Source organism: Pseudoalteromonas sp. P1-11, from assembly GCF_001399995.1.
GTDB lineage: Bacteria > Pseudomonadota > Gammaproteobacteria > Enterobacterales > Alteromonadaceae > Pseudoalteromonas > Pseudoalteromonas atlantica.
The window spans coordinates 1-23,217 of the sequence record NZ_LJSP01000016.1 but is presented as its reverse complement, the minus strand read 5'-3'; the positions used below and the strand labels follow the sequence as shown (position 1 = coordinate 23,217).

Genomic DNA, 23,217 nt, shown 5'->3' with positions numbered 1-23,217 from the left:
ACTACTCTGCTAATGGTAATTTAAATTTGGCTAAACGATTTTTAGGATAACCAGAAATATCAACTGGTTCGCCGTTTAGAGAAACACTAACTACGTCGTGCTTACCCAGCACAACTGAAAAAGGCGGGGTACCGCTTACAGCCATTTTATAGCCTGCTTTTTTTACGCCAAATGCTATGCGCTCACCTTCGCCATCGTGTATTTCTACCCAGCTCTCATCGTTAAACACCATGTTAATTGTACTGGTGTTACTTTGCGTGGCGGGCTCGTTAGTGGCTGTTTGGGTGCTAGCGGCAATAGGCGCCGTGGCATTAGCGGCTTCACTTAAGGGGACTTGTTCAGCACTTATAGGCATTACAGCCGGTGTGCGCTCAACTGCCTGCGTTGCTTGCATTTGCGAGGTGTTATCGCTTTCGTTATTTAGCGCGTTGTTATTTTGCTGGTTATCTAAAATTGAATTTTCAATATTGATTGTGCTTGTTTGCTCATCGATAGGCGTAGCATTTTGCCAAAACCATAAGGCAGATGAGCCAATAACAATGGCTAAAATAATGTAGCTCACCAGCATTAGGCGGCTGTCGTGGGCTTCTTTTTCTGTGCGGCGCGAAAAGCTTTGCATGTTAGCCGGCTTTGTAGGCTCGGGCGGTGCTGGCAATTTAGCTAATATAGGGGCGCTATCGACGTGTAGTTCACGGCAATAGTTTTTAATGTAGCCTTTTACAAAGGTAATTGGGCCTAACGTTTGGTACTGATCGCTTTCTAAGCGTTGCAGCTGAGAAATAGAAAGCTTAAGTGGGCCAGTAAGTGACTCTAAGCTTACATTAGCCTGCTCTCTATGCGCTTTTAATAGTTGCCCAACACTTGGTTCATCGCTTTGTTGCGTAGTTTCTTCTGTCATAATAGGTACGAATTTGGATCCACTAGTAATAGTCTGTGCCCAGGTGTAAGTTCTATATCTGGACTTAATTTATTCCATCGCATTAATTCATCAATTAATACATGCCGCTGGGTAGCTATGTCGTAAAGGGTATCGCCAGCTTTAATCTCGTAATAAATATTAGGATCGTTTAAATAAATTTTACTTCCGTTGATAACACGATCCGACTCCTTTAGACCATTCCACTGCAGGAGTTTTTGTAGTTTAACATTGTATCGCACTGAAATGCTAAATAGGTTTTCACCAAACTCAATAATATGAAAAGGCACCTTTAAAGGGGGGACTTTTGGATTAAGCATGGGAGGCTCTTGTTTTACACTTGGTTGGTAGTTTTTTAGTGTAATGTCGTTACTGTCGCTGTATGGGTTATTACTAAATACCGCACTGTCTTTTTTAGCCTCATAAAATACTACCGAATTATTTAAGCCCGTATTTTGTGGGCCATTTGCAGCAGGGCGTGTATTTTGTGGGGTGTTAAAGTTAGCTTGTTTTGGCGCACCAAATGAAATTATTTTTACTTCGTCATCATCTTTGGGTGTTTGTTTAGCGACTGCTTTTGGCGGCTCAGCTGTGGGTGTAGACGTTTGTTGCGCTTGGTGATCCGTTGTTAAAGCCAAAAGCACCGCTGCGGTATCTGTTTTAGACTCTGCAGGCACAGATGTTGTAGTTGTCGTTGCTACTTGGGCAGTATTTGTTACGGTTGGAGCGGCTGCCACAGCTGGCACTACTGCTTTTGTTGTTGTAACTACTTTAGCCTGCGTTGGTTGAGCCGCAGGCGTGAGAGTGGCAGCGTCATCATTTTGCTCAGCAACGGTTTTTTGTTTGTTTGCTGCGGCAATGGTTGCCTGTGCTTTTGCCGTCTCATTTAATACTGGGCTTGAAGGCTCAACCCCTGGAGAAATTAAGCTGGTCGAATTATCGGTAGTTGGGCGCTTTTTTCGGATAATTTTAATTTTCGGTTGCTCAACACTGATTTGCTCTTCGCCATACTGCTCTTGAAGCTCCTCGAGTTGCGCTTTACGGTATTTTTCGCGCAGTATTTCAAACTCAGTTTGTTTAGTACGATTATCGCGAATGGCATAGGCTTGCTTACTTGTTGGGTAAGTTTGCATTATGGTGGCGGCAATTTTTTCTGCTTCTTCTATTCTGCCCATGCGCTGCTTAATTAAATAACCAAGCAATAAAGCACGTGCAGACACTCGGCCGGTGTCGTCATGACGCTTTAATACTTCGCTGGCTTTATGTAAATCGCTTTTAGCATAAAAAAGGGCGGCTAAGCTTATTAGGGTCGATGTACGTTGCGAGCTGTGATTAAGTGCTTGTTTAAAGTAACTCTCTGCATTTTCAAAGTCGTTAAATTCTATGGCACATAATGCAAGGTTTTCGTAGCTTTCGGCAACGCGAATATAGCTTGGAATATCAATTGCTTTTAAAAATTGATCGGTCGCGCGGTCATACTCTTCAATACTACATAAAAACACACCGTAGTTATTAAGCGTGTTCGGATCGTCAGGCTTAATTGCTAATGCTTTTTGATAGGCTTTATCGGCACGCTCTTTTTCGCCTACTTGTTGGTAATAATAAGCAAGAGAGTAATGTACTTCAGGTAGATTTGGGGCAAATTCTATAGCTCGCTCTAGGTTATACTTTGCTTGCGAATTGTTGCCAGTTTCTAAGTATTGTAAAGCGAGGGCGATACGAGTGCGTGCTGCGCCTGCATTATTGATTTTGTTTTCGACGACGGGTTTGTCACTGCCGTTATAACTACTTTCACTTACGCACCCTGTAAGGGCAAGTGTTGAAAGTGTTAAAGCAAGTAAAGATCGCATTACCTTGTCTCTGTTTTTCTATCCATAGCGCCTATCTTACCTAAAACCCTTAGTGTTGCATCATTTATTTAAAAATAAACAACTTAACCACCCTGCATAGGAAATATACGCAGGGTGGTTACAGGCTTATGCTTGCTGGATATTTACGCTAATTGCGTTATCGTCGCGCATTTTCTTTTTCGCCATACGTTTAGTACGGTCAACAACATCGCCGGCTAATTGCCCACAGGCGGCGTCAATATCGTCACCACGAGTACGACGAACAATACACGTAATACCCGCAGCTTGTAAAACCTTAGAAAAACGGTCAATACGGCTGTTGCTAGAGCGTGTGTATTCGTTACCCGGGAACGGGTTAAACGGAATAAGGTTAACTTTAGAAGGTGTACCTTTAAGCGTTTTAACCAGCTCATGTGCTTGGTCGGTGCTGTCGTTAACGCCATTTAGCATAACGTATTCAATGGTCACGTCTTTATTTGCTTTAGAGCCATCGATATAACGACGACACGCGGCTAAAAATTCTTCAATTGGGTACTTTTTATTAATTGGTACAAGTACGTCACGCAGTGCGTTATCGGGTGCGTGAAGTGAAATAGCAAGTGCTACGTCTATTTTTTCTTTTAATAAATCAAGGGCAGGTACAACCCCTGAGGTACTTAATGTTACGCGGCGCTTAGATAAGCCAAAGCCCCAGTCGTCCATCATTAGTTCCATTGCCGGCACTACGTTTTTAATATTAAGTAGGGGCTCGCCCATACCCATCATTACTACGTTGGTAACAGGGCGTTTTTCGCTGTTGCCATCAAGGCCTATGTCTTTAGCTACACGCCAAACTTGGCCAATAATTTCAGACACTTTAAGGTTACGGTTAAAGCCTTGTTGCGCAGTTGAACAAAACGTACACTCAAGGGCACAACCGACTTGCGAAGATACACACAAGGTGGCGCGGTCTTTTTCTGGGATCCATACAGCTTCAACTTCTTGGCCGCCATCAAGCACTAATGCGTACTTAATTGTGCCGTCGCTTGCTTGCTGGCGAACAGAGATTTCTGGCGCAACAATTTCGCATTCGTTTTTAAGCTTTTCTTTAAGCTTTTTATTAACGTTGCTCATGTCGTCAAAGTTATCAACGCCAAAATGATAAATCCATTTCATCACCTGGTCGCCACGAAATGGCTTTTCACCGAATGATACAAATAGCTCGCGCATTGCATCTCGGTTTAAATCTAATAAGTTAATCTTTTTTTGCTCGGTCATGAAACAACCTCAATCGGTGACGGTGGAGATAAAATTTACAAGGGCGAATTGTACACAATTCACCCACTTTAATCATTAAGTAAAATATCAAAAATGCACTTAAGGATACTTTACGTAATGACTAAAAAAGGGCTCGAAAGCCCTTTTCTTACTTTGCATTACAGCGTTAACTGTAAAACTCGAATTAACGAGTACGTGGGCAAAGCTCTTCGTCAGCGAAGAAGTACGCGATTTCGCGAGCAGCAGATTCAACAGCGTCAGAACCGTGAACAGCGTTTTCGTCGATGCTATCAGCGTAGTCTGCACGTAAAGTACCTGCTAGTGCTTCAGCTGGGTTAGTAGCACCCATGATTTCGCGGTTTTTAAGAACAGCGTTTTCGCCTTCAAGAACGGTAACCATTACTGGACCAGATGTCATGAAAGATACTAAAGCACCGAAGAAAGGACGCTCGCTGTGCTCTGCGTAGAAACCTTCAGCTTTCTCTTTTGAAAGGTGAACCATTTTAGCTGCAACGATTTTAAGACCCGCAGTTTCGAAACGGTTGTAGATTGCGCCGATGTGGTTTTTTGCTACTGCATCAGGTTTTACGATTGAGAAAGTACGCTCTAAAGCCATCTTTATGCTCCAATAATTTTTAAATAAAAGTGTGAATATTTACGGGCGCGAATTATACGCGTTTTAATTGAAAAAACCTAATTTTATTAAAAACCAGTTTGGTTGCAGTTTTATGATCTTGATCAAAAGCACAATGTTTAGCGCATTTATAATGCCGCGCTTGTAAATTAATTAATCATGCAACCGACTTATACTCGGTTAGCTGTACGGAGCGCATATGCCAGCTGTTTTTTCTGTAACTTCTTTTATTCCCGAACTGTTATGCCCTGCGGGGAGTTTAAAAAACATGCGCTACGCCTTTGCATATGGAGCTGATGCTGTTTACGCCGGCCAGCCTCGCTACAGTTTGCGGGTACGTAATAATGAGTTTGACCTAGACACATTACAAATAGGGATTAATGAAGCCCATGCGCAAAATAAAAAGTTTTATGTGGTCTCTAATATTGCTCCGCATAACGCAAAGGTTAAATCGTATTTACGTGATATAGAGCCTGTGATTGCTATGGGACCCGATGCGCTGATTATGTCAGATCCTGGGTTAATTATGCTGGTACGTGAAAAGTGGCCAGCCATGCCTATTCACCTATCGGTGCAAGCAAATGCAGTTAATTATGCAAGTGTTCAGTTTTGGGCAAAACAAGGTATTGAGCGAGTTATTTTATCGCGCGAGCTCTCGCTTGAAGAAATAAAAGAAATACGCACGCTTTGCCCAAATACTGAGCTTGAGGTGTTTGTACATGGGGCGTTATGTATGGCGTATTCTGGGCGCTGTTTGCTCTCGGGTTATATTAACAAGCGCGACCCAAACCAAGGCACCTGCACGAATGCCTGCCGCTGGAATTACGATGTAAAACCGGGCGTTGAAAACGAAACGGGCGACATGGTGCATAAAATTGACCCTAACCAAGTTATACCAAGTCTGGGTGAAGGTGCGCCAACAAATAATATTTACATGCTTGAAGAGCAAGGGCGCCCAGGGGAGTATATGCCAGCCTTTGAGGATGAACACGGCACCTACATTATGAACTCAAAAGATTTACGCGCCGTGCAGTATGTTGAACAGCTTACAAAAATGGGCGTACATAGTTTAAAAATAGAAGGGCGTACTAAATCATTTTATTATGTAGCGCGCACCGCGCAGGTATACCGTAAAGCCATAGATGATGCGGCCTCGGGTAAACCATTCGATACTCACTTATTCAAAACACTTGAGAACTTAGCGCATAGAGGCTACACCGAGGGCTTTTTAAAGCGCCATGCCCACCAAGATTATCAAAACTATGAATACGGTCACTCGGTATCAACTAAGCAGCAATTTGTAGGTGAAGTGCTAGGGCGTGACGAAAATGGATTAGTAAACATAGACGTAAAAAATAAATTTTGCATAGGCCACTCACTTGAGCTGATGACACCACAAGGTAACTTTACTTTTGAGCTTGAATATATGCAAAACAAAAAGGGCGAAAGTATTACCGATGCCAAAGGCTCTGGGCATATTGTAAAAATTCCGCTAAATGAGAGCGTTAACCTAGATCACGCAATATTAATGCGCAATTTAGATGCTCACCAAGATACCCGCAACCCCTATAAAAAAGTAGCAAGTGAGTAAGCGCTAGCATGGCACTATTTATAAATAACAAGTGCATTAACTGCGATGTATGTGTAGATGAGTGCCCCAACAGCGCGATTTTTATGGGGTCAAAAACTTATCAAATAGACCCAGATAAGTGCACTGAATGTGTGGGGCATTACGATAAACCAACGTGTGTCATAGTGTGCCCTATTAATTGCATTAAAAGCGATCCTTTAAATAGGGAGTCACTTGAGCAGCTCGCACAAAAGTATGTAAACCTAGTTGAAAGTGAAGGCTGAGTACATAAAAAGGAACATATGCTTACAAATTTAGCAAAAAATTAGCTTAAACTACTTATTAATTATCGCGTTATCATTAATACCTCCTATACTGGAAGTAACTTGATTTAGTGTTTTTTGGTAGGGAAATTAATGTTTTTTTCAAAAGGTAAGCAAAACGAAATAGCCGCTTTAAAAGCTCAGTTGTACCCTTTAGAGCAAGTGTGGGATGGGCTTTACAAAGAAATGCTGGTACTTAATGTACTTTATGATGGGCGAATTTCGCATGCTAACGATAACTTTTTAAACGCATTAGGTTATAACGAAGATAATTTAACAAATAATCAGCTAGGCGATTTTATTGCTGAACAGTCGCGGTTATCACCTGAATACGAAGAGCTTGAAAAAGCATTCCAAAAAGAAGGCCACTGGAGTGGGGCTATTGAATTTGTTCGCCAAGATGGCAATGCAGAGTGGCTAAGATTAATTGTGCACCCAGTGGTGGGTGAGCAAAATCAGTTATTGTATTTTTCGGTGTTTGGCACCGTACTTACTAAAACCATTACAACCTCTCGTGAACAAAGCGACACAATAAAAGCGATTTATCGCTCTATGGCTGTGATTGAGTTTGATTTACAGGGGCATGTATTAACGGCAAACGATCAGTTTTTGTCAGCCATGGGGTACAATGAATCAGAAATAATTGGCCAGCATCACCGGGTATTCTGTCAAACCGAAGAAGCTAATTCGGCTGAATACCAACAGTTTTGGAGCAAGCTTAGGCAAGGCCAATTTATTGCCGACAGGTTTAAACGTATAGATAAATATGGCAATGTAATTTGGTTAGAAGCCACCTACAACCCTATTTCGAATGATGCGGATCAGCTTTATAAGGTAATGAAATTTGCCACCGTAATTACTGAGCAAGTAAACCGTGAAATTGCTATTTCGCAAGCAGCCGAAATAGCCTATGGCACCTCTACAGAAACAGATAAAACCGCAGAGCGTGGCAGCTGCGTATTACAAGAAACCGTATCTGTTATGAACGAGCTGGCTGTAAATATGGAGCAAGCAGCTAACGAAATTTCGGCGCTGGATCAACAATCACAACAAATAGCCAGCATAGTGCAAAGCATAAGTAGTATTGCCGAGCAAACCAACTTACTTGCACTCAATGCTGCAATAGAGGCCGCGCGTGCAGGAGAGCAAGGGCGCGGGTTTGCTGTGGTTGCTGATGAAGTAAGGCATTTAGCGTCAAGAACATCAAAAGCAACAGAAGAAATTGTGGAAGTGGTACAGCGTAATCAGTCACAAACCCAAAGTACGGTAGCGGTTATTGAGCAAGGCAAAGAAAAAGCAGAGCAAGGTTTAGCGCTTTCTAAAGAGTCGGGTGAGGTTATGGCAGAAATTCAAGATGGAGCCCAAAAAGTGGTTAATGCGGTAGGCCAATTTACCAGCCAATTAAACTCTAATAACTGATTGAGTAAATACCTTAAAACAACAAGCATAAAATAAAACCGCGAAAGCGGTTTTTTGCTTTAACAAGAATGCGTACCGGCACATATTAAGTAATTTGAACTGTGGATAATAAATCTATCTCTGGCTAGAGAAAATAAATTTAACTATCACTGGAATTTAATCTGTTAGTAAGTCTCTTAACCGGAGTTTAGGTTAAGTAAAGCGGTGGGTAATATTTTTATAACAAGGGGTTATTTTCACCTTAGCTAGCATTAAATAGCTTAAAAACGGGCGCATAAACCCTAATAAGGTTAAATAGTGAGGTGTGAGTTATTTTTAACCACAGTTGAGACTAAATTAAGCCAGGCGTTAACAATACATTAAGTTTCGCCATGTAAACTTTGCAGCAATTTGCCATTACGTACTGCAATACGCTAATGGATCACTGATTTGCTTAGCCTAAGCAATGTAAATGGAATAGCTGTAAAAAATGATTAATTGCCTACGTCATTATCCTTTATCTAAAGTATATAAATCTTTATTTTGTGCATCACTTATTACCTCAAGCCCATTTAGCTTAGCTGATGATGCTGCCTCACAAAACGCTAAAACACTGCTTAAAAAAAATATGGAAGTAATTGAAGTACGGGGTATACGTTCAAGCATGGCTGAGAACTTAGATGTTAAGCGAATGTCTGGCTCTGTGGTGGATGCAATTACTGCCGAAGATATTGGCAAATTTCCTGATAAAAATGTAGCGGATTCGTTGCAGCGAGTACCTGGCGTTGTTATTGAACGCGATGGCGGAGAAGGGGCATCGGTAAGTATTCGTGGTTTGTCATCTGAGCTTACATTTACTCAGCTTAATGGCAATTTTATAGCCTCATCACCTGGGGAGCCTTCACGCTCGTTCGATTACACTTTGCTGCCCTCTGCCATGATAGAAAGCGTAGAAGTGTATAAATCGCCAGAAGCGCGTTTAGATGAAGACGGCGTGGGCGGCACAGTATTAATGCATAGCCGCAAGCCTTTAAGCATGGAGGCAAACTCAGGTGTATTTAACGTTGAATCTACTTACGCCGATGTGACAAAAGAGTACGAGCCGCAATTTAGTGGCTTATATTCGTGGAAAAATGACGACGACACCTTTGGCGTATTGGTGGGTTATACCTATCAAGAGCGTACTAATCGCACTTTAACAGGCAGTACCGGTGCAAATGTATGGCGTTACACTGGTGGCGGTCAACCGACTGATATTAATGGTAATGCCGTTGATAACAATAACGGTTGGGATACGATAAGTGATGCCAGCGGTAATCGTTATGATGGCGTGTGGTTTCCGCAAGTTGTACGCGGCTCAGTGCTTAATGAAAAACGTGAGCGTGAAGGTATTCAATTTAGTACACAATGGCGCCCAACTAATCGCTTAGAGCTAGGGTTTAACTACTTTGGCTTTACACTCGGGCAAGACCGAACTGAATCAGTCATTGATATACCTGAGTGGTCACTCAACCCTGATTTTTTAACCGCAGTAAACTTGGATGAAACAGGCACCATTGCAACGGGTATGCAATACAATGCCAGTGCTAGCGGTGTTGAAAACGATATGCAATTTCCGTGGATGCGTGGCAGTTATGTACGAGAAGAGTCTACCTCCGATACTATCGATTTTAATTTAACCTATGAAGGCGATAGCTTTAAAGCCCGCTTTGTTATTGGTAACACTCAATCTGAGGGCGGCCCTGAAGAAAGCTGGGAAGCCGCTTATAAAAGCTCAAACGCCGGTGAAAACGAAACCGTTATTCAAAACGCATCGCAAAGCGCTGCGTGGTCTTTAAATGAAAATAATGTGTCGCTGAGTATTGACCCCAACACATTAGCTAACTTGCAAAGTGGCTTAGGCGGTGGGCGTGATGCTGGTTCGTCAAATTCAAGCTTTGTGCGCAGCGAACTCGAAGAGGATTATTATCAAGCCGACGTTGACTTTTATGTTGATTGGGGATTTTTAAAAACGATTAGAACCGGGGCTAAATACCGCCATGCTAACTTACACCGCGAGACCGGCAATACGTTTTTTTTAGATCCTAACTTTGATATTGCTGCAGGTGAAGCGAGTGAGCAAGGTATAACGCAATTTGATAGCTACCAATGGAATGGCGGTATGCCCCTTGCCGAGGATGTGTTTATTAATCAAACCAATATAGTTGGCGGGTTTAATATAAACCAAATGCCCAGCATAGATTGGGATAAATACCGAGATTTAGTAACCGACAACTACACGCCTTATACCCGCATAGAAGATAACTTTGTATACGATATTGAAGAAAAAATATCAGCGTTCTACATTCAAGGCGATTTTGAATTTAGTGAAGTAAGAGGTAATTTAGGTGTGCGCGTAGTACAAACTAAAACCTTAACCTCTTCTACCGATTTATATACTTATCAACTTGATCACACCAATGATGAAACAGGTGAGCCGGTAACTGGTGATGCACGTTTTGTAGAAGACTATCAGTTGGTTACACAAAAAAACACCGACACACAAATTCTACCAAGCTTTAACATAGCGTGGGATGCCACCGACGATTTAGTAATTAGAGGCGCTATTGCTAAAGTGATGGCGCGACCAGATTACAGCGATTTAGGCTCGCAGCAGCGTATTACGTTTGTATCAAATGAATGGGCAGAAGACAGAGCCGCATTCAACGAACTTGCAGGTTTTAGTGGCAGTGGCGGTAATAAAAATTTAAAACCTTTTGAATCAGTGCAGGCCGATTTATCTATTGAATATTATTACGCCGAGGGCTCTGCATTGGGGTTAGCGTTGTTTCATAAAAAGGTTGATAACTTTGTTGTGCCGCTGGTAATAGATATGCAGCAAGAGTTTGCAGGCAAAGAAAATATAGTAGAGAGCGGTTTCATTACCGTTGCGCCATACAGCACAGTGGGCAATGGCACCGATGCGGTATCAAAAGGGGCTGAAGTATTTATTCAACATGCATTTGCAGGTGGTTTTGGCTTTTATGCTAATTACACCTATAACAAAACCAATAAAGCCGATGTAAGTGTAAATGGCGAAGAATTTGGCCAATCGCCATTAATTGGAAGCGCTAAATACCAATACAACACCTCCGCTTATTACGAAGGCGAGTACTTTACTCTTCGCGCGTCGTACAATAAACGCGGCGAAACAGTACTTGGCTTAAACAGCGGTTTAAATGTATACCAAGACCCTTACGAGCAAGTTGATGTAAATGCCGCCATTAATATATCTGATAGCTTAAGTTTAACAGCCTCTGTTATTAACTTAACTAAATCGGAAACTGTTACGCGTTTAGGTGATGATAGCGAAGCGCGTTTATTAAGTTCAAGTTACTCAGGTAGGCGCTACTACGCGGGTATAAATTATAGTTTTTAAATAAAAGCCCACTATACGTTTTTAGCACACTAACCTTGTTAATGAATAGCATGACCATTATGATGAAATTATTATAAAAGGATGAAGAAAATAAATTAATGAGTTACCAACCGTTTATAGATGATTCTGCTTCGCTAATCGAATTTACGCGTGTGTATTTAGCGCTTTTTTATACGTTTGTGGCGGGGTTTTACACCGTTAGAATTATTTATAAAAATCGTTCAACGCCTGCGGGTGTTATTTTTCCTGGCGCTAAGTTTTGTACTAGCTGGTGGAATCATATGGCGTTTAAGTTTTTTAGAGCTGCTATATGGTTTGTGTGTGTGCTGCGTGTGTTTGTGCCTGCCACCGATAACTACTTAGGTATGTTTTATACCTTAAATGGGTGGCCGGGTGTTATGTTTGGCAATATTATGCTCACGGCGGGCTTTGTGCTCAGTATGGTTGTTCATTTTCATATGGCGTCACTTTGGCGCTCGGGTATAGACCCAAATGGGCCTCAAACGCTTAAAACTACCGGGTTATATAGTTTTTCGCGCAACCCTATGTATGTTGGCGTGGCAACTGCTCAGTTGGGGTTCTTTTTAGCATTACCAAGCTTATTTAGCTTAATTTGCCTTGCTGTGGGCTTATATGCGCTTTATAAACAAATAGCCGTTGAAGAAGCGCATTTAGTCACGCGTTTTAATAATGACTACCTAAAATATAAGCAAACCGTACCGCGCTGGTTGTAGGTTATTCAACGGTTGCTTTTATTTGCAGATGGCTATTTATAAAATCTTGCTTTGAAAGCGGCTTAGAATATAAGTAGCCTTGAATGTAATCACAGCCCAGCGCGATTAATTGTGCTTGTTGGGTTGGGGTTTCTACCCCTTCGGCGACCACTTCTACCCCTAAGTTATGCGCCATAGTAATTATGGCTTTAATTAGCGCTATACTGCTGCTATTAGCTTCAATATTTTGTATAAACGATTGATCTATTTTAAGTATATCAATGTCTAACTGCTGCAAGTACGCAAGCGATGAGTACCCAACACCAAAATCATCAATGGCAATGTCTATATCAAGTGCATTAAGGCGTTTTAAATGATGCTGAATCGCGTTATCTGGGTCCATTAAGCTGTTTTCAGTTATCTCAATTAATATTGTATGAGGTGGCAAATTATACAGTTTGCACGCCTCTACCCATTGGGTAACCCAAATACCGTCGCGATCAATTTCTAAAGGCGAGGTATTTACACTAATTTGCACCGGTGTATAGCTTAGTTTATTAAACTGCACCGCATCGCGAACAGCTTGCGATTTAACCCATTCGCCTAGCTCTTTTATCAAGCCATTTTGCTCTGCTATATCGATAAACTCAACAGGGCCAATAATGCCTCGCTCTGGGTGGTTCCAACGGATCAGCGCTTCTGCTTTTTTTAGCGTACGTGAATGGGGGTCCCATATTGGCTGATAGTAAAGTTCAAATTGATTGTTATTTAAGCCAATGCGTATTTCTTCTATAAGGCGGCGCTTTTCAATCGCCAGTTCTTCCATTTCGTATGAGAAAAACTCAAACCTGTTTCGCCCCTTACTTTTTGACAAATACATCGCTTGGTCGGCTCGTTTAACTAAGGTTTCGACCGATATGCCGTCATGCGGAAAAAACGCCACGCCTATACTCGCGGTTACCTGCACATGTTCGTTTTTTATGGTTATTGTTCGGGTCAGGCTTTTCATTACATCGTGTGCAATGTGCGAAACCGCTGTTGTATCGCTTATTCCTTTTAGTATTAGAGTAAACTCATCACCGCCTAAGCGCGCCACTATGTCTTGCTGTTTTAAGCAGCGGCGAAGTCGCTTAGCCACTTCGTGAAGTAATAAATCACCAAAGTCGTGGCCTAAGCTATCGTTTACTTCTTTAAAGCCGTCTAAATCAATAAATACCAAAGAAAATGGTTGTTCAGGTGTGCTTACAAGCTGTTGCAGGTGCTCATAAAAATAACGGCGGTTAGGTAGGTCGGTTAAGCCATCTTGATAGGCATATTGATGCAGCTGAACATTGGCATTTTCAAGCTCTTTTGTTCTTCGTTTTACTTGGTTTTCTAGCAGGTTATCGCGCTGTTCTATAGTTTGCAGCATGGTATTAAAACAGCTAGTTAGTTTACCCACTTCATCCTTTGAAAGCTCTTTTGCACGTAAGCTATAGTCGTTAGATGAGGTAATTTGCTCTGCTGTTTGTGCTAAATATAAAATGGGGTTTAAAAAACGTTTTCTGAGCATTAGCGATACAAGCAAACTTAAAATAAAGCTAAAAATCATTAATACAATAATAAACCGGCCATAAAAAGCGGCTCTGTCGTTTAGGTCACTGTCGTCGGCGCGCACAATCAGCGTACCGTAGCGTTGAGCGTCAATTGTTAATGGTGTTTTTACTTCTATTGTATGCGGGGCTGAGCTTACTTGGCTGTATTTAGGCGAGGTTACGCTTGCAATTTGTTGGCTCAAATTGTTTATCACTTCTACCGATACAATATCGGAGCGCATTAATAACGGCTCAATCAGCTCTTTTATTGCGGCGGTGTCGTAAAATATTAAAGCAGTACTAATATTGGGGGCTAATATTTGCGAGAGTGATTGTAGGCTTTGTGTTTGTTCTTGTTTTGCGGTTTTTAGCTCATACGCGCTAAAAACAGCAGTAACGGTAGCGGTAGAAATAAGCGCAACGCTCATTAAAATAAACAGCAGCTTTTTACTCATTGAGTTGAGTGAGAAGTAGTTTTTCATTATTTACCCCTCAACAACACGTGCTAGGCGCAGCACTTTTGAGCTCATAGTAATGCCTGCCTTTTTAAGCTTGCTTGGGGCAACTTCAAAGCGCACCTTACTACTTGAAAGAAAAAATCGAATATGTCCTTGTGCGGCTATAAAGCCATCGGTTTCGCCAACTATCATTGTATTTTTTAAATTAAGCGCGGGGTGGGCATCTAACCACATGTTATAGGTATTATCAGTAATAAATACTATATCACAGCCCTCAAGTGCAGTTGCCTCGAGGGGAGTTAGTTTATTTCGTAAGTGGCGTTTATGTACTTTTCTGTTTTCTAGGGCGGCATTTGCTATTGCTATAAATTGGCTGTCGGGGCTACAAATTAAAAAGTCGGAGCCGTTTTCGGGTGCAGATTGCCATTGCCCTAAGCGGGCAAAGTTATATAAAAAGCCTGCTTTAAGCACATATTCTTTTTGCACCGCAAACGCGCTTGAGCTTGTACAAAGCGCAAGGCAAAAAAATAGGTAAAGCAATCGATTTAAAGGCTTAAGCATTGGCTCTCTTAAAATGTTGCACTAACAGAAAACGTGACACACTCGTCTATGTAATTAGGAACCGTAAATGTTTCGCGAGTATTGGCGTATTCTATGTGTGAGCCTGCAAATAAATTTTTGCCTGATACTGCTGTGGCCCAGTTATTGTTTATTTTCCAGTTCCATGTAAGGTCTACAGCGGTGTAGTTATCTGTATTGTAAGTACTTGAGTTTTCGGCTCTTAGCGTGGCAAAAATAGAATGCTGCTCACTTAATTGGTAATTCAGTTTAGTAAATAATTGTCTGTTTACTGAGTCGTAGCCAATAGTAGGGCGCGTTGCATTAGGTAAGTCGTAATCTATTTTTGTATAGCTGTAGCCAACTTCGCTGCTTAAGTCGTCCATTAGTTGCATCGAGAACAATAAATCACCGCCGGTTGTGGTGGTTTCACCTACCGAAACAAAGTCGTAATCTAAGCTTGTTGTTTGAAGCGCCGCAAATGCTTGCGATACTTCCCCGGCTAAGTAAAAGTTTAATGCAGGTATAAATTGTTCTACATGAGGGTTTAAACTAATTACGGCCACATCATCCGCTTGCGTATTAAATGCAGAAACATCTAAAGACCACTCCGCCTTTGATATACGGTAGCCTAGCTCGTACGAGATATAATTTTCGGCTTTTACGTTATCGTTACCATTTAAAAATGTAGCTATATGGTATTGATCTATTTCAGCAATACCCGACTGCATGCCAATTACGTCTGAGATTTTTTGGCCATTTACTCTAAAGTTATCGTTAAATTCAATTAGTGTAGGAATACGCACGCTTCGTGAAATTGAACCCCATGCTAGGTGCTCGCTATTTGGCTGATAGGTAAAGCGGGCAAGGGGTTGATTTTCCCAACCGGTTAAATCGTTATGCTCTATTTTTGTGCCTACAATGAGGTTTAACGTATCTGGAATAACACTGTATTGCGCTTGCAGCATGGCACCGTATTGATGAAGGTCTTCTAGGTCTTTATCGCTATTAATAAAAATGCTGTCTTGAAAAGAAATATCATTAAATCGATAATTAAGCCCCCAATCTACCTGGAGTGCACCGGTAATAAAGTTCATTTGATAATCAACGTCAATCGATTCAAAATCTTCATTTATATAGGGTTGTTCACCATGTTGTTTAAGCCACGACATTTGCAGCATTTGGTTTGCATTATCTGAAAGGCGATGTTCAACACGGGTCATTAATCGCGTATCGCGCCTATCTGCTATAGTTGGAAATTGCTGACTGCGGTTAGACGCATCCAATACCCCAGTAAGGTTTTGCCCGTGCTCTGTGTGGGTATGATCCCCTTGCAGGAGGATTGACCACTCATCGCTTGGCGTAAAATCAGCTCTAAAGCCGCCAGCGTGCTGTTTAGTAAAGTCATTAGGTTTAATGCGGCTGCCTTTTTTAGAAGGTGCGGTATTTTTAGTATTATAGTAGCCCCTGTAACTACCAATATCAGAAATATCACCACCATGGCGAAGGCTTATGTCGGCATTTATTTGATTACCTGTAATTGCTTTAGTGTAAGTGTTGCGTGTATCTAAGCTATTTTTAGTAATGATATTGATCACGCCGTTATTTGCGTTATTACCCCATAACAACCCGCCTTGACCACGAATAACCTCAATACGTTCTATATCGTATAAAGGCACATGCAACGACTCCCAATACACAGCCGCAAATTTGGGGGTGTATAGGCTTTGCCCGTCTATCATTACTAATAATTTGCTGGAATACCGTGAAGCAACACCGCGTGCAGAAATAGCCCATTGATTGTTATCAAGTTGTCTTACGGTCAGGCCTGGCACCATTTTTAATGCCTCAGGAATAGAGGTAGCGCCCGAACTTGTAATTTGCTCTTTGCTTAGCACATAAATAGAAGAGGCGGTGTTAAAGGCCGATTGTGCTCGTTTCATTGCAGAAGTTGCTTGAACATCCATTCCCATTAACGCGTCAAGGTCTAAGTCATCGTCGTTTAATGGTTCTGCAGCAAGTATTGGTAAGGCAATAATAAGTGAGCACAATAGCTTTTTAGGTATTTTCACCTAGGTTTCTCCACAGGGATCAAAAATCAAAAACAGGATATATTTTTGTAAAACATTTGTTACAACAAAATATTAGCATACTTTATATTGCTAAAAGTACACTTTATTAGGCTAACTAGCATAAATTACTAAGTAGTAAGGATGTTTTAAAACTTAACGCTAAATTATTAAAGTTTTGTAGTTTTTAAATAAAATTAACAAATAAAGCCTCAAAATCAAGTAATAAGGCGTGTAAATTAGGCCTGCTTGTAAATACGCTTATCTAATTTAGCTCGCTGGCTACACCATTAATTATTAGACGGTTTGTAAAACGCAGCACAGCTAAACACACGCATTAATAAGGTAAATTACCTATAGTTAGCTGGTTCATACAGGCAAAATAATTTACCCTAAGTGTATTAGTCACTTTTATATTATTTGTTTTTATGAGCCTTCTTTTTTCTATTGCGCTAGCAAGCCTTCCTGCTTTACCCGAACCCGTTGCAAACAATGCCGTAGCTAAGGTTACTGTTGAAAACCAACGCTATTTTTTGAGTTTTATGGGGCTTGGTAAAAACAAACAACATAGCGATGTACACAATAAGGTATTTTCGCTAAAACTGGGCGATAGCGCATGGCAGCAACAAGCGAGTGTGCCTTCAAGTTTGCCATTAACGGGGCGCTTAGCCAGTACTGCTGTTGGCTTAGGTGAATACGCTTATATATTTGGTGGCTACACGGTAGATAGCGACCATACTGAAATTTCAAGCCCCGATGTGTACCGTTTCGATATAAAAAACAATACGTATAAACACCTTGCAAGCATGCCAGTACCGGTTGATGACAGCGTAGCGCTAAGCTACAAAGAGCGTTACATATACCTTATTAGCGGCTGGCATAACGATGGCAACGTAAATTTAGTACAGGTATACGATACTAAAAACAATACATGGCAGCAGGCGTCGCCTTTTTTAGGTGAGCCAGTATTTGGCCAAGCGGCTGCTATTAGTGGTAATACCATTGTTATTTGCGATGGCGTTAGAACCCAAGCAAATCCAGATTCTCGCCGCTCGTTTGCAGGTGTTGCTCAGTGTTTAAAAGGCACAATAAATGCCAACAATCCGCTAAAAATAGATTGGCGTACTTTGCCCCACCCTACGGGGGAGTCGCATTACCGTATGGCTGCTACTAGCTACAATAACAATATTTACATGCTGGGCGGCTCTAATAACCCCTATAACTACAACGGTATTGGTTACAATAAACAGCCCGCTCCGTCGAGCAACCATGTGTGGCGTTTTAATATAAAGCAAAACACGTGGCAGGTATTACCTAATGTAGCTGTTGGCAGTATGGATCACCGTGGCCTACTTGAGCACAATGGGGCTTTATATCGTATTGGCGGTATGAATAACCAACAGCAAGTAATAAGCGATGTAACAGGTTATGAGGTAACACAGTGAATACACTTTATATTACCGGTGCAGGGGTAAGCGCTGCCAGTGGCATACCTACATTTAGAGGCGAAGATGGCTTTTGGACTATAGGCAGTAAAAATTATACGCCCATGGAAATGGCCACGCGTGCTATGTATCAAAATAATCCACGCGAGTTTTTAGCTTGGTATTACAACCGTTTTGCAGCCTATCGTAACCATGGCCCTAATGAAGTACACCATTGGCTGAGCGATAAAAACTTAATAACCCAAAATATAGATGGCCTTGATGGCAAAGCCGGTAACAAAAATTACATTGCTATACACGGCAGGCTCGATCAAATGACGCTATTTCATGAGCAAGCCGAAGCCGTTAAACCGCTTATGACTCCATGGGATAGTGTAGATGAAAGCCGCCTGCATGAGTCTCTTTTTGAGCTATTTAACATTCAAAACCAAACACCTGAGCTTAATCATTCATTTAAGCCTTTTGTGTTGTTGTTCGATGAATTTTACACTGAGCTTTACAGAATAACCGAAGCACAACAGCGTATGCTCAACGCCGATAAGATTGTATTTATGGGCACCTCGTTTAGTGTAAATATTACCCAAATGGCATTAGAAATCGCCCGTAATTACGACATACCTGTAGAAGTGGTAGACCCTAACCCTGTTCACATAATGCACAGCAATGTAACGTACAAAAAAATGAATGCATTAGAATACATTCAATCTAATTAGAAAGTGCTATATTTTAAAGAGATTGCTAATGTTTTCTTAAATATTACAATCTCTTTATATAATATTAACGAGTCAACAATGTTATTATTATCCTTATTATAACAATACTAAAGAGACTTGAATGAGCGACCTAACTGCAATAGCAAACTTGTCCATTTTACTTGTAGAGCCTTCAGAAGTTCAGCAAAAAATAATAATAAAATCGCTTGCAGAAAGTGGTGTTAAACAAGTAGAAACTGCGGCTACTCAAGCGCAGGTTTTATCGTTACTTGAAAGTTACCACCCAGACCTAGTAATAAGCTCGATGTACTTATCAGACGGCACAGCCGACTCATTATTGCAAAAAATAAGACTTAACCCCGCCACTGAACATCAACCTTTTATGCTTATATCGAGCGAGCGTAATAAAAAGTACCTTGAGCAACTACGCCAGTCGGGTGTGTTGGCTATTTTACCTAAGCCTTTTAGCGCAAAAGCCATTACTCGCGCACTCAAAGCAACTCTCGATATAATAAGCGAAGAAGAAGTAGATCTTGATCATTTTGATGTAACGCTACTTCGCGTACTTGTAGTAGACGACAGCCGCTTTGCTCGTAAACACATAATACGCGTGCTTGCTGGCATGGGGATCCCCGAACCGGTAGAAGCCGAAAACGGAAAAGAAGCCATAGCGCACCTTAGTGAGCAATCGTTCGATTTAATCGTTACCGATTACAACATGCCAGAAATGGATGGTCGCGAACTAACCGAAACTGTACGTGGCTCAAATGCTTACTCGCATATTCCTATTTTAATGGTGAGCTCAGAGGCAAACGACACTCACCTAGCTAATATTGCGCAAGCAGGAGTTGATGCCATTTGCGATAAACCGTTTGAACCGGCCACAGTGCGAGAATTACTTTATAAAATAATGTCTTAGTCTTTTAAAAAATGGCTAACAACAGCGGTAGTTAAATACATAACTACCGCTGTTTTGGCTTATTGGCTTGGCACGTTATATAACTGAAACGCCACAAAACATAAAATAACCGCAATACAGCTATCAAATACGCGCCATCTAAATGGGGAGCTTAAAACCTTTTTTAATTTTGGCGCAAACAACACTAAGCTACTAAACCAAATAACAGAGGCCACACAAGCACCAATAGCAAAGTGCATAGGCGCGGGTTGTAATGCGCCAATGCTGCCAAGTAGTAATACGGTGTCTAAATAAACATGTGGATTTAGTAAGCTTATAGCAAAGGCCGCAAGGGCCGTTTTCCACCAGCTCACTTTTATTACCTGAGTTACTTTTAACCCTGATGTGCCTTTAATTGCACTGCGCGCAGAGCCAAATGCTAAGTAAAGTAACATAGCTATACCGCCCCACGTTAACCACGGTAATAACCCCGGCAGCCATAGCTTTAACTCATTAGCGGCAAATACACCTACAATAATTAGCGTGGCGTCGCAAAGTATACAAACCGCAGCTAAAACAAAACGGTTAGCGCCCGCCATACATTGGCTTAAAATCCAAATATTTTGCGCCCCAATGGCAATAATTAAACTCAGCCCTAACATCACACCCGACAAAAACGACATACTTCTAATCCACTCAAATAAAACCAGTTACCCAATGCCTTGCAGGGTAGGGGGTATTCTGTTACAAATCCAATGAATATATTTATTGTTATATGCGTAAAACTCATGATTGATTACCAGTTACTCAATGCGCTTAGTGCCGTTATAAGTGAAGGCGGATTTGAAAAGGCCTCAAAAAAATTATTTATTACCCAATCGGCGGTGAGCAGGCGTATTCATCAGCTAGAAGCCAAACTAGGCGAACCCGTATTAATAAGAACCCAGCCGCCAACGCCCACGGCACTTGGTAAACGTTTACTTAACCATTTACAGCAAGTATTACAGCTAGAAGTGGCCCTTAATGTAGAGGCACTTAACGAGCACACAGATTTAAACACCCCGCTTAGCGTAAAGCTTGCTGCTAATGCGGATTCGCTTGCCACCTGGCTGCCCGAAGCACTCGCCGTATTAGATACAGAGCTAGCGTGCAAATTACGCTTTGAAGTCATTAGCGAAGATCAATCCATTGCCCATAAAAGAATGAAAGACGGCGAGGTTATGGTGTGTATTAGCTCATCCCCCGAGCCCGTTAATGGCGGCCTAGTTAGCCCACTTGGCGCCATACGCTACAAAGCCATTGCAAGCCCCGATTTTATAAAACAACATAAGCTTACTGAGCTTTCGCAATTAGCGCATTTACCGTGCTTGGTATTTAGTGAGTATGACAAGCTACAACACCAGTTTTTAGAAGATATTAATGGCTCAGCCCCACTGTTTACCCATATTTACCCTTCGTCAGAGGGATTTAAACAAGCCATGATAGCAGGCCTAGGTTATGGGCTATTACCTACATTACAGCTAGGAGATTCGCTGATAAAAGGCGAGTTAGTCGATTTATTCCCAGAATATTATATTGATACACCTTTGTACTGGCACTATTGGCAAACCGAAAGCCCGCAGCTTAAAACGTTGCGTAAGTTTGCATTGCAAGTAGCAGGCAAACGGTTAGAGCCTATTAGCCCATAAAGGCTAAGCCTGCGTTTATAACTGCCCTAATCTGTAAATAAGCAGTGCTGTTTTAGCGGTGTTTTTATTAAGTGAGGTTAAATCGGCGGTTTCGTTTTTAGTGTGTGCGCCATTGCCCATTAGGCCTAGTCCATCAAGCGCCATATCAACATGGTTTGCAGCAAACGAAATATCAGCAGCACCGGCATTACGTGGGTTTGCAGCCTCCACTTTGTTATAGGCTTGCTTGGCTATACAGTGCAAGCAGCTTTTTATTACCCTCGGTGAGCCCCATTGGTGGGTAGCCGTCTTCAAAAATAAGCTCAGCTTGGCTGCCATTTAAGCTTTTAGCCACTATTTGCTGCATCACTTTTTTAGCGCCTTCTACCTGCTTTGGCGAAAGCGCCCGTAAATCACCCGCTACATGCACGGTTTGCGCAATTACGTTACTTTTACCAAACGCCGTGGCTGACGAGTTAGCGCTGTCGTAATCGGCATTTGTACCGCCTACAATAAGCCCGGGGTTAAAGGTTAAATTAGGTTGTGTAGCTAGTTGCTCTCTAAAGTCATTTAAAATACGCGACGCCTCGTAAATAGCGCCATAGCCCACATTGTCACTAAATATTTGTGATGAATGTGCAGCATTGGCCGTTACATTTAACGTCCAGCCGGTATAGCCACGGCGCGCCGCCATCGCGGTTTTAATATTGTTATCGCCGTTCTCAAAACCTAGCGCTACGTCAGCCCAAATTGCGCCATCAACAATCGCCTTTTTAGATAAACTAAGTGGGCGGCCGCTGCTTTCTTCATCGCCGGTAAGCAGCACTTTTACGCTTACGTTTTCAAGTAAATTGAGCGCTTGCAGGCTTTTAAGTGCGGTAATTATAATAGTGTTACCACCTTTCATGTCGGCTACACCTGGGCCTCTGGCGGTGTGTTCATCAATTTGTTTATAGGTAGTAAAGTTATCGTGTTTAGCAAACACGGTATCAAGATGGCCGATCATCAGTATTTTTATTGCATCGGGATCATTACTCTCATGGGTTGCTAATACATGCCCTGCGCGGTTAAACGCACTGCCATCTAACCACTCAACCTTAAAACCAATCGCTTTTAGTTGCTCGCTTGCCAGCGCGCCTACCTTTTTTACGCCTTCAATATTTAGTGAGCCGCTATTAATGTTTACCGCTTGTTCTATTTCTTTAAGCGCTTGCGGCATGTTTTGCTCAACTTGTTTTACTATTTCACGCTCGTTTTTATTAAGCGCCGCATGGCTTGTAAGCGAAAGGGTACTTGCAAGTGTGAGAATAAGTGCATGGCTAAACTTTAAAACTGACATAACAGCCTAATAATTGAGAAATAGTTCAGCTAATATGAAGTAAAAATACAAAGGGTTCAATAGAAGTAGATTGTGATTTTTAACTAATTTTATAAGCAGTAACGAGTTGCATGGTTAAGGGTTAAAGGGGTATGCGTTACTGGTTTAAACTCAGGTATTTAAAATATGATTTGTTAATTAATAACCAACCGGTATAACTAAACAACGATTTGTCTGATATTACTGATCTCCACCATTTTGGGGTTTTGCTGCATTTAAGAAAGCTAAGGCGAAGCTAACTATTTGTTTACAGGTGTTTATTTTATAGCTAGGATAAAATCACTGTAATATATGGACATTTGTCGGTTTGTAAAACGACAAATGTCGTAGACTAAAATGTTATGCGTATCGGAGAATAAGAAATCAGCTCATTTTTCA

General features: G+C 41.6%; 17 protein-coding genes and 1 pseudogene. 9 read left to right on the top strand and 9 right to left on the bottom strand.

Features of this window, described 5'->3' with window-relative positions; genetic code table 11:
• Window position 1: 1 nt before the first annotated feature.
• From AN390_RS17885 to ndk, 4 genes are all read right to left on the bottom strand, one after another.
• Window positions 2-898, bottom strand: a complete 897-nt coding sequence (locus tag AN390_RS17885) for a RodZ domain-containing protein (RefSeq protein ID WP_055255600.1) — start codon at window positions 896-898, stop codon at window positions 2-4.
• A complete protein-coding gene (gene pilW / locus AN390_RS17880) occupies window positions 895-2,766 on the bottom strand; it encodes a type IV pilus biogenesis/stability protein PilW (RefSeq protein ID WP_055255599.1) in 1,872 nt (623 codons plus the stop codon). Before pilW ends, AN390_RS17885 begins: the two co-directional genes overlap by 4 nt.
• 126 nt (window positions 2,767-2,892) lie before the next feature.
• Window positions 2,893-4,023: a bifunctional tRNA (adenosine(37)-C2)-methyltransferase TrmG/ribosomal RNA large subunit methyltransferase RlmN gene (locus AN390_RS17875; RefSeq protein ID WP_004586995.1), complete on the bottom strand. Its 1,131-nt coding sequence runs from the start codon at window positions 4,021-4,023 to the stop codon at window positions 2,893-2,895.
• 184 nt (window positions 4,024-4,207) lie between these two features.
• Window positions 4,208-4,639, bottom strand: coding sequence for a nucleoside-diphosphate kinase (gene ndk / locus AN390_RS17870; RefSeq protein ID WP_004586996.1), 432 nt, complete (start codon window positions 4,637-4,639; stop codon window positions 4,208-4,210).
• 217 nt (window positions 4,640-4,856) lie between these two features.
• Here ndk and yegQ point away from each other — a divergent pair, with 217 nt between their 5' ends.
• The 5 genes from yegQ to AN390_RS17845 all read left to right on the top strand — a co-directional run bounded on the left by yegQ (window position 4,857) and on the right by AN390_RS17845 (window position 12,100).
• On the top strand, window positions 4,857-6,248 hold the full coding sequence (gene yegQ / locus AN390_RS17865) for a tRNA 5-hydroxyuridine modification protein YegQ (protein ID WP_055255598.1): 1,392 nt from the start codon (window positions 4,857-4,859) through the stop codon (window positions 6,246-6,248).
• A gap of 8 nt (window positions 6,249-6,256) precedes the next feature.
• Window positions 6,257-6,511 (top strand): YfhL family 4Fe-4S dicluster ferredoxin, encoded by a 255-nt coding sequence (locus AN390_RS17860; RefSeq protein ID WP_055255597.1) that lies wholly within the window; start codon window positions 6,257-6,259, stop codon window positions 6,509-6,511.
• Between the two features lie 132 nt (window positions 6,512-6,643).
• Window positions 6,644-7,969 carry a PAS domain-containing methyl-accepting chemotaxis protein gene (locus tag AN390_RS17855; RefSeq protein ID WP_055255596.1) on the top strand — a complete coding sequence of 442 codons (1,326 nt, stop codon included), beginning with the start codon at window positions 6,644-6,646 and terminating at the stop codon, window positions 7,967-7,969.
• A 469-nt stretch (window positions 7,970-8,438) separates the two neighbouring features.
• Complete coding sequence (locus AN390_RS17850) at window positions 8,439-11,366, top strand: TonB-dependent receptor (protein WP_055255595.1); 2,928 nt, start codon at window positions 8,439-8,441, stop codon at window positions 11,364-11,366.
• Window positions 11,367-11,464: 98 nt separating this feature from the next.
• A complete protein-coding gene (locus AN390_RS17845; protein ID WP_055255594.1) occupies window positions 11,465-12,100 on the top strand; it encodes an isoprenylcysteine carboxylmethyltransferase family protein in 636 nt (211 codons plus the stop codon).
• A gap of 1 nt (window position 12,101) precedes the next feature.
• Here the strand turns inward: AN390_RS17845 and AN390_RS17840 are convergent, their stop codons facing one another.
• From AN390_RS17840 to AN390_RS17830, 3 genes are read right to left on the bottom strand one after another with little or no spacing between them, the layout of a single operon-like run.
• Window positions 12,102-14,135, bottom strand: a complete 2,034-nt coding sequence (locus tag AN390_RS17840) for a bifunctional diguanylate cyclase/phosphodiesterase (RefSeq protein ID WP_055255593.1) — start codon at window positions 14,133-14,135, stop codon at window positions 12,102-12,104.
• A gap of 3 nt (window positions 14,136-14,138) precedes the next feature.
• Window positions 14,139-14,672, bottom strand: a complete 534-nt coding sequence (locus tag AN390_RS17835) for a YfiR family protein (RefSeq protein WP_095206797.1) — start codon at window positions 14,670-14,672, stop codon at window positions 14,139-14,141.
• An 8-nt stretch (window positions 14,673-14,680) separates the two neighbouring features.
• The gene (locus AN390_RS17830; RefSeq protein ID WP_055255592.1) at window positions 14,681-16,741 is read right to left on the bottom strand and encodes a TonB-dependent siderophore receptor; all 2,061 of its coding nucleotides are present in this window, start codon (window positions 16,739-16,741) and stop codon (window positions 14,681-14,683) included.
• Window positions 16,742-17,166: 425 nt separating this feature from the next.
• On the opposite strand from AN390_RS17830, the gene AN390_RS17825 reads away from it, so the two are divergent.
• The 3 genes from AN390_RS17825 to AN390_RS17815 all read left to right on the top strand — a co-directional run bounded on the left by AN390_RS17825 (window position 17,167) and on the right by AN390_RS17815 (window position 19,815).
• Window positions 17,167-18,183, top strand: a complete 1,017-nt coding sequence (locus AN390_RS17825) for a kelch repeat-containing protein (RefSeq protein ID WP_055255591.1) — start codon at window positions 17,167-17,169, stop codon at window positions 18,181-18,183.
• Window positions 18,180-18,896, top strand: a complete 717-nt coding sequence (locus tag AN390_RS17820) for a Sir2 family NAD-dependent protein deacetylase (RefSeq protein ID WP_055255590.1) — start codon at window positions 18,180-18,182, stop codon at window positions 18,894-18,896. Before AN390_RS17825 ends, AN390_RS17820 begins: the two co-directional genes overlap by 4 nt.
• Before the next feature lie 121 nt (window positions 18,897-19,017).
• Entirely contained in the window at window positions 19,018-19,815 is a 798-nt protein-coding gene (locus AN390_RS17815) for a response regulator (RefSeq protein WP_004587007.1), read from the top strand.
• 59 nt (window positions 19,816-19,874) lie between these two features.
• On the opposite strand, the gene AN390_RS17810 is transcribed toward AN390_RS17815, so the two are convergent.
• Window positions 19,875-20,477 (bottom strand): LysE/ArgO family amino acid transporter, encoded by a 603-nt coding sequence (locus AN390_RS17810; protein WP_024032917.1) that lies wholly within the window; start codon window positions 20,475-20,477, stop codon window positions 19,875-19,877.
• A 105-nt stretch (window positions 20,478-20,582) separates the two neighbouring features.
• Between AN390_RS17810 and AN390_RS17805 the strand changes: the two genes are divergently transcribed.
• Window positions 20,583-21,482: a LysR family transcriptional regulator ArgP gene (locus AN390_RS17805; RefSeq protein ID WP_029774178.1), complete on the top strand. Its 900-nt coding sequence runs from the start codon at window positions 20,583-20,585 to the stop codon at window positions 21,480-21,482.
• 15 nt (window positions 21,483-21,497) lie between these two features.
• Here AN390_RS17805 and AN390_RS17800 read toward each other — a convergent pair.
• Window positions 21,498-22,800 (bottom strand): annotated as a pseudogene (locus AN390_RS17800) (M20/M25/M40 family metallo-hydrolase).
• Window positions 22,801-23,217 lie beyond the last annotated feature (417 nt).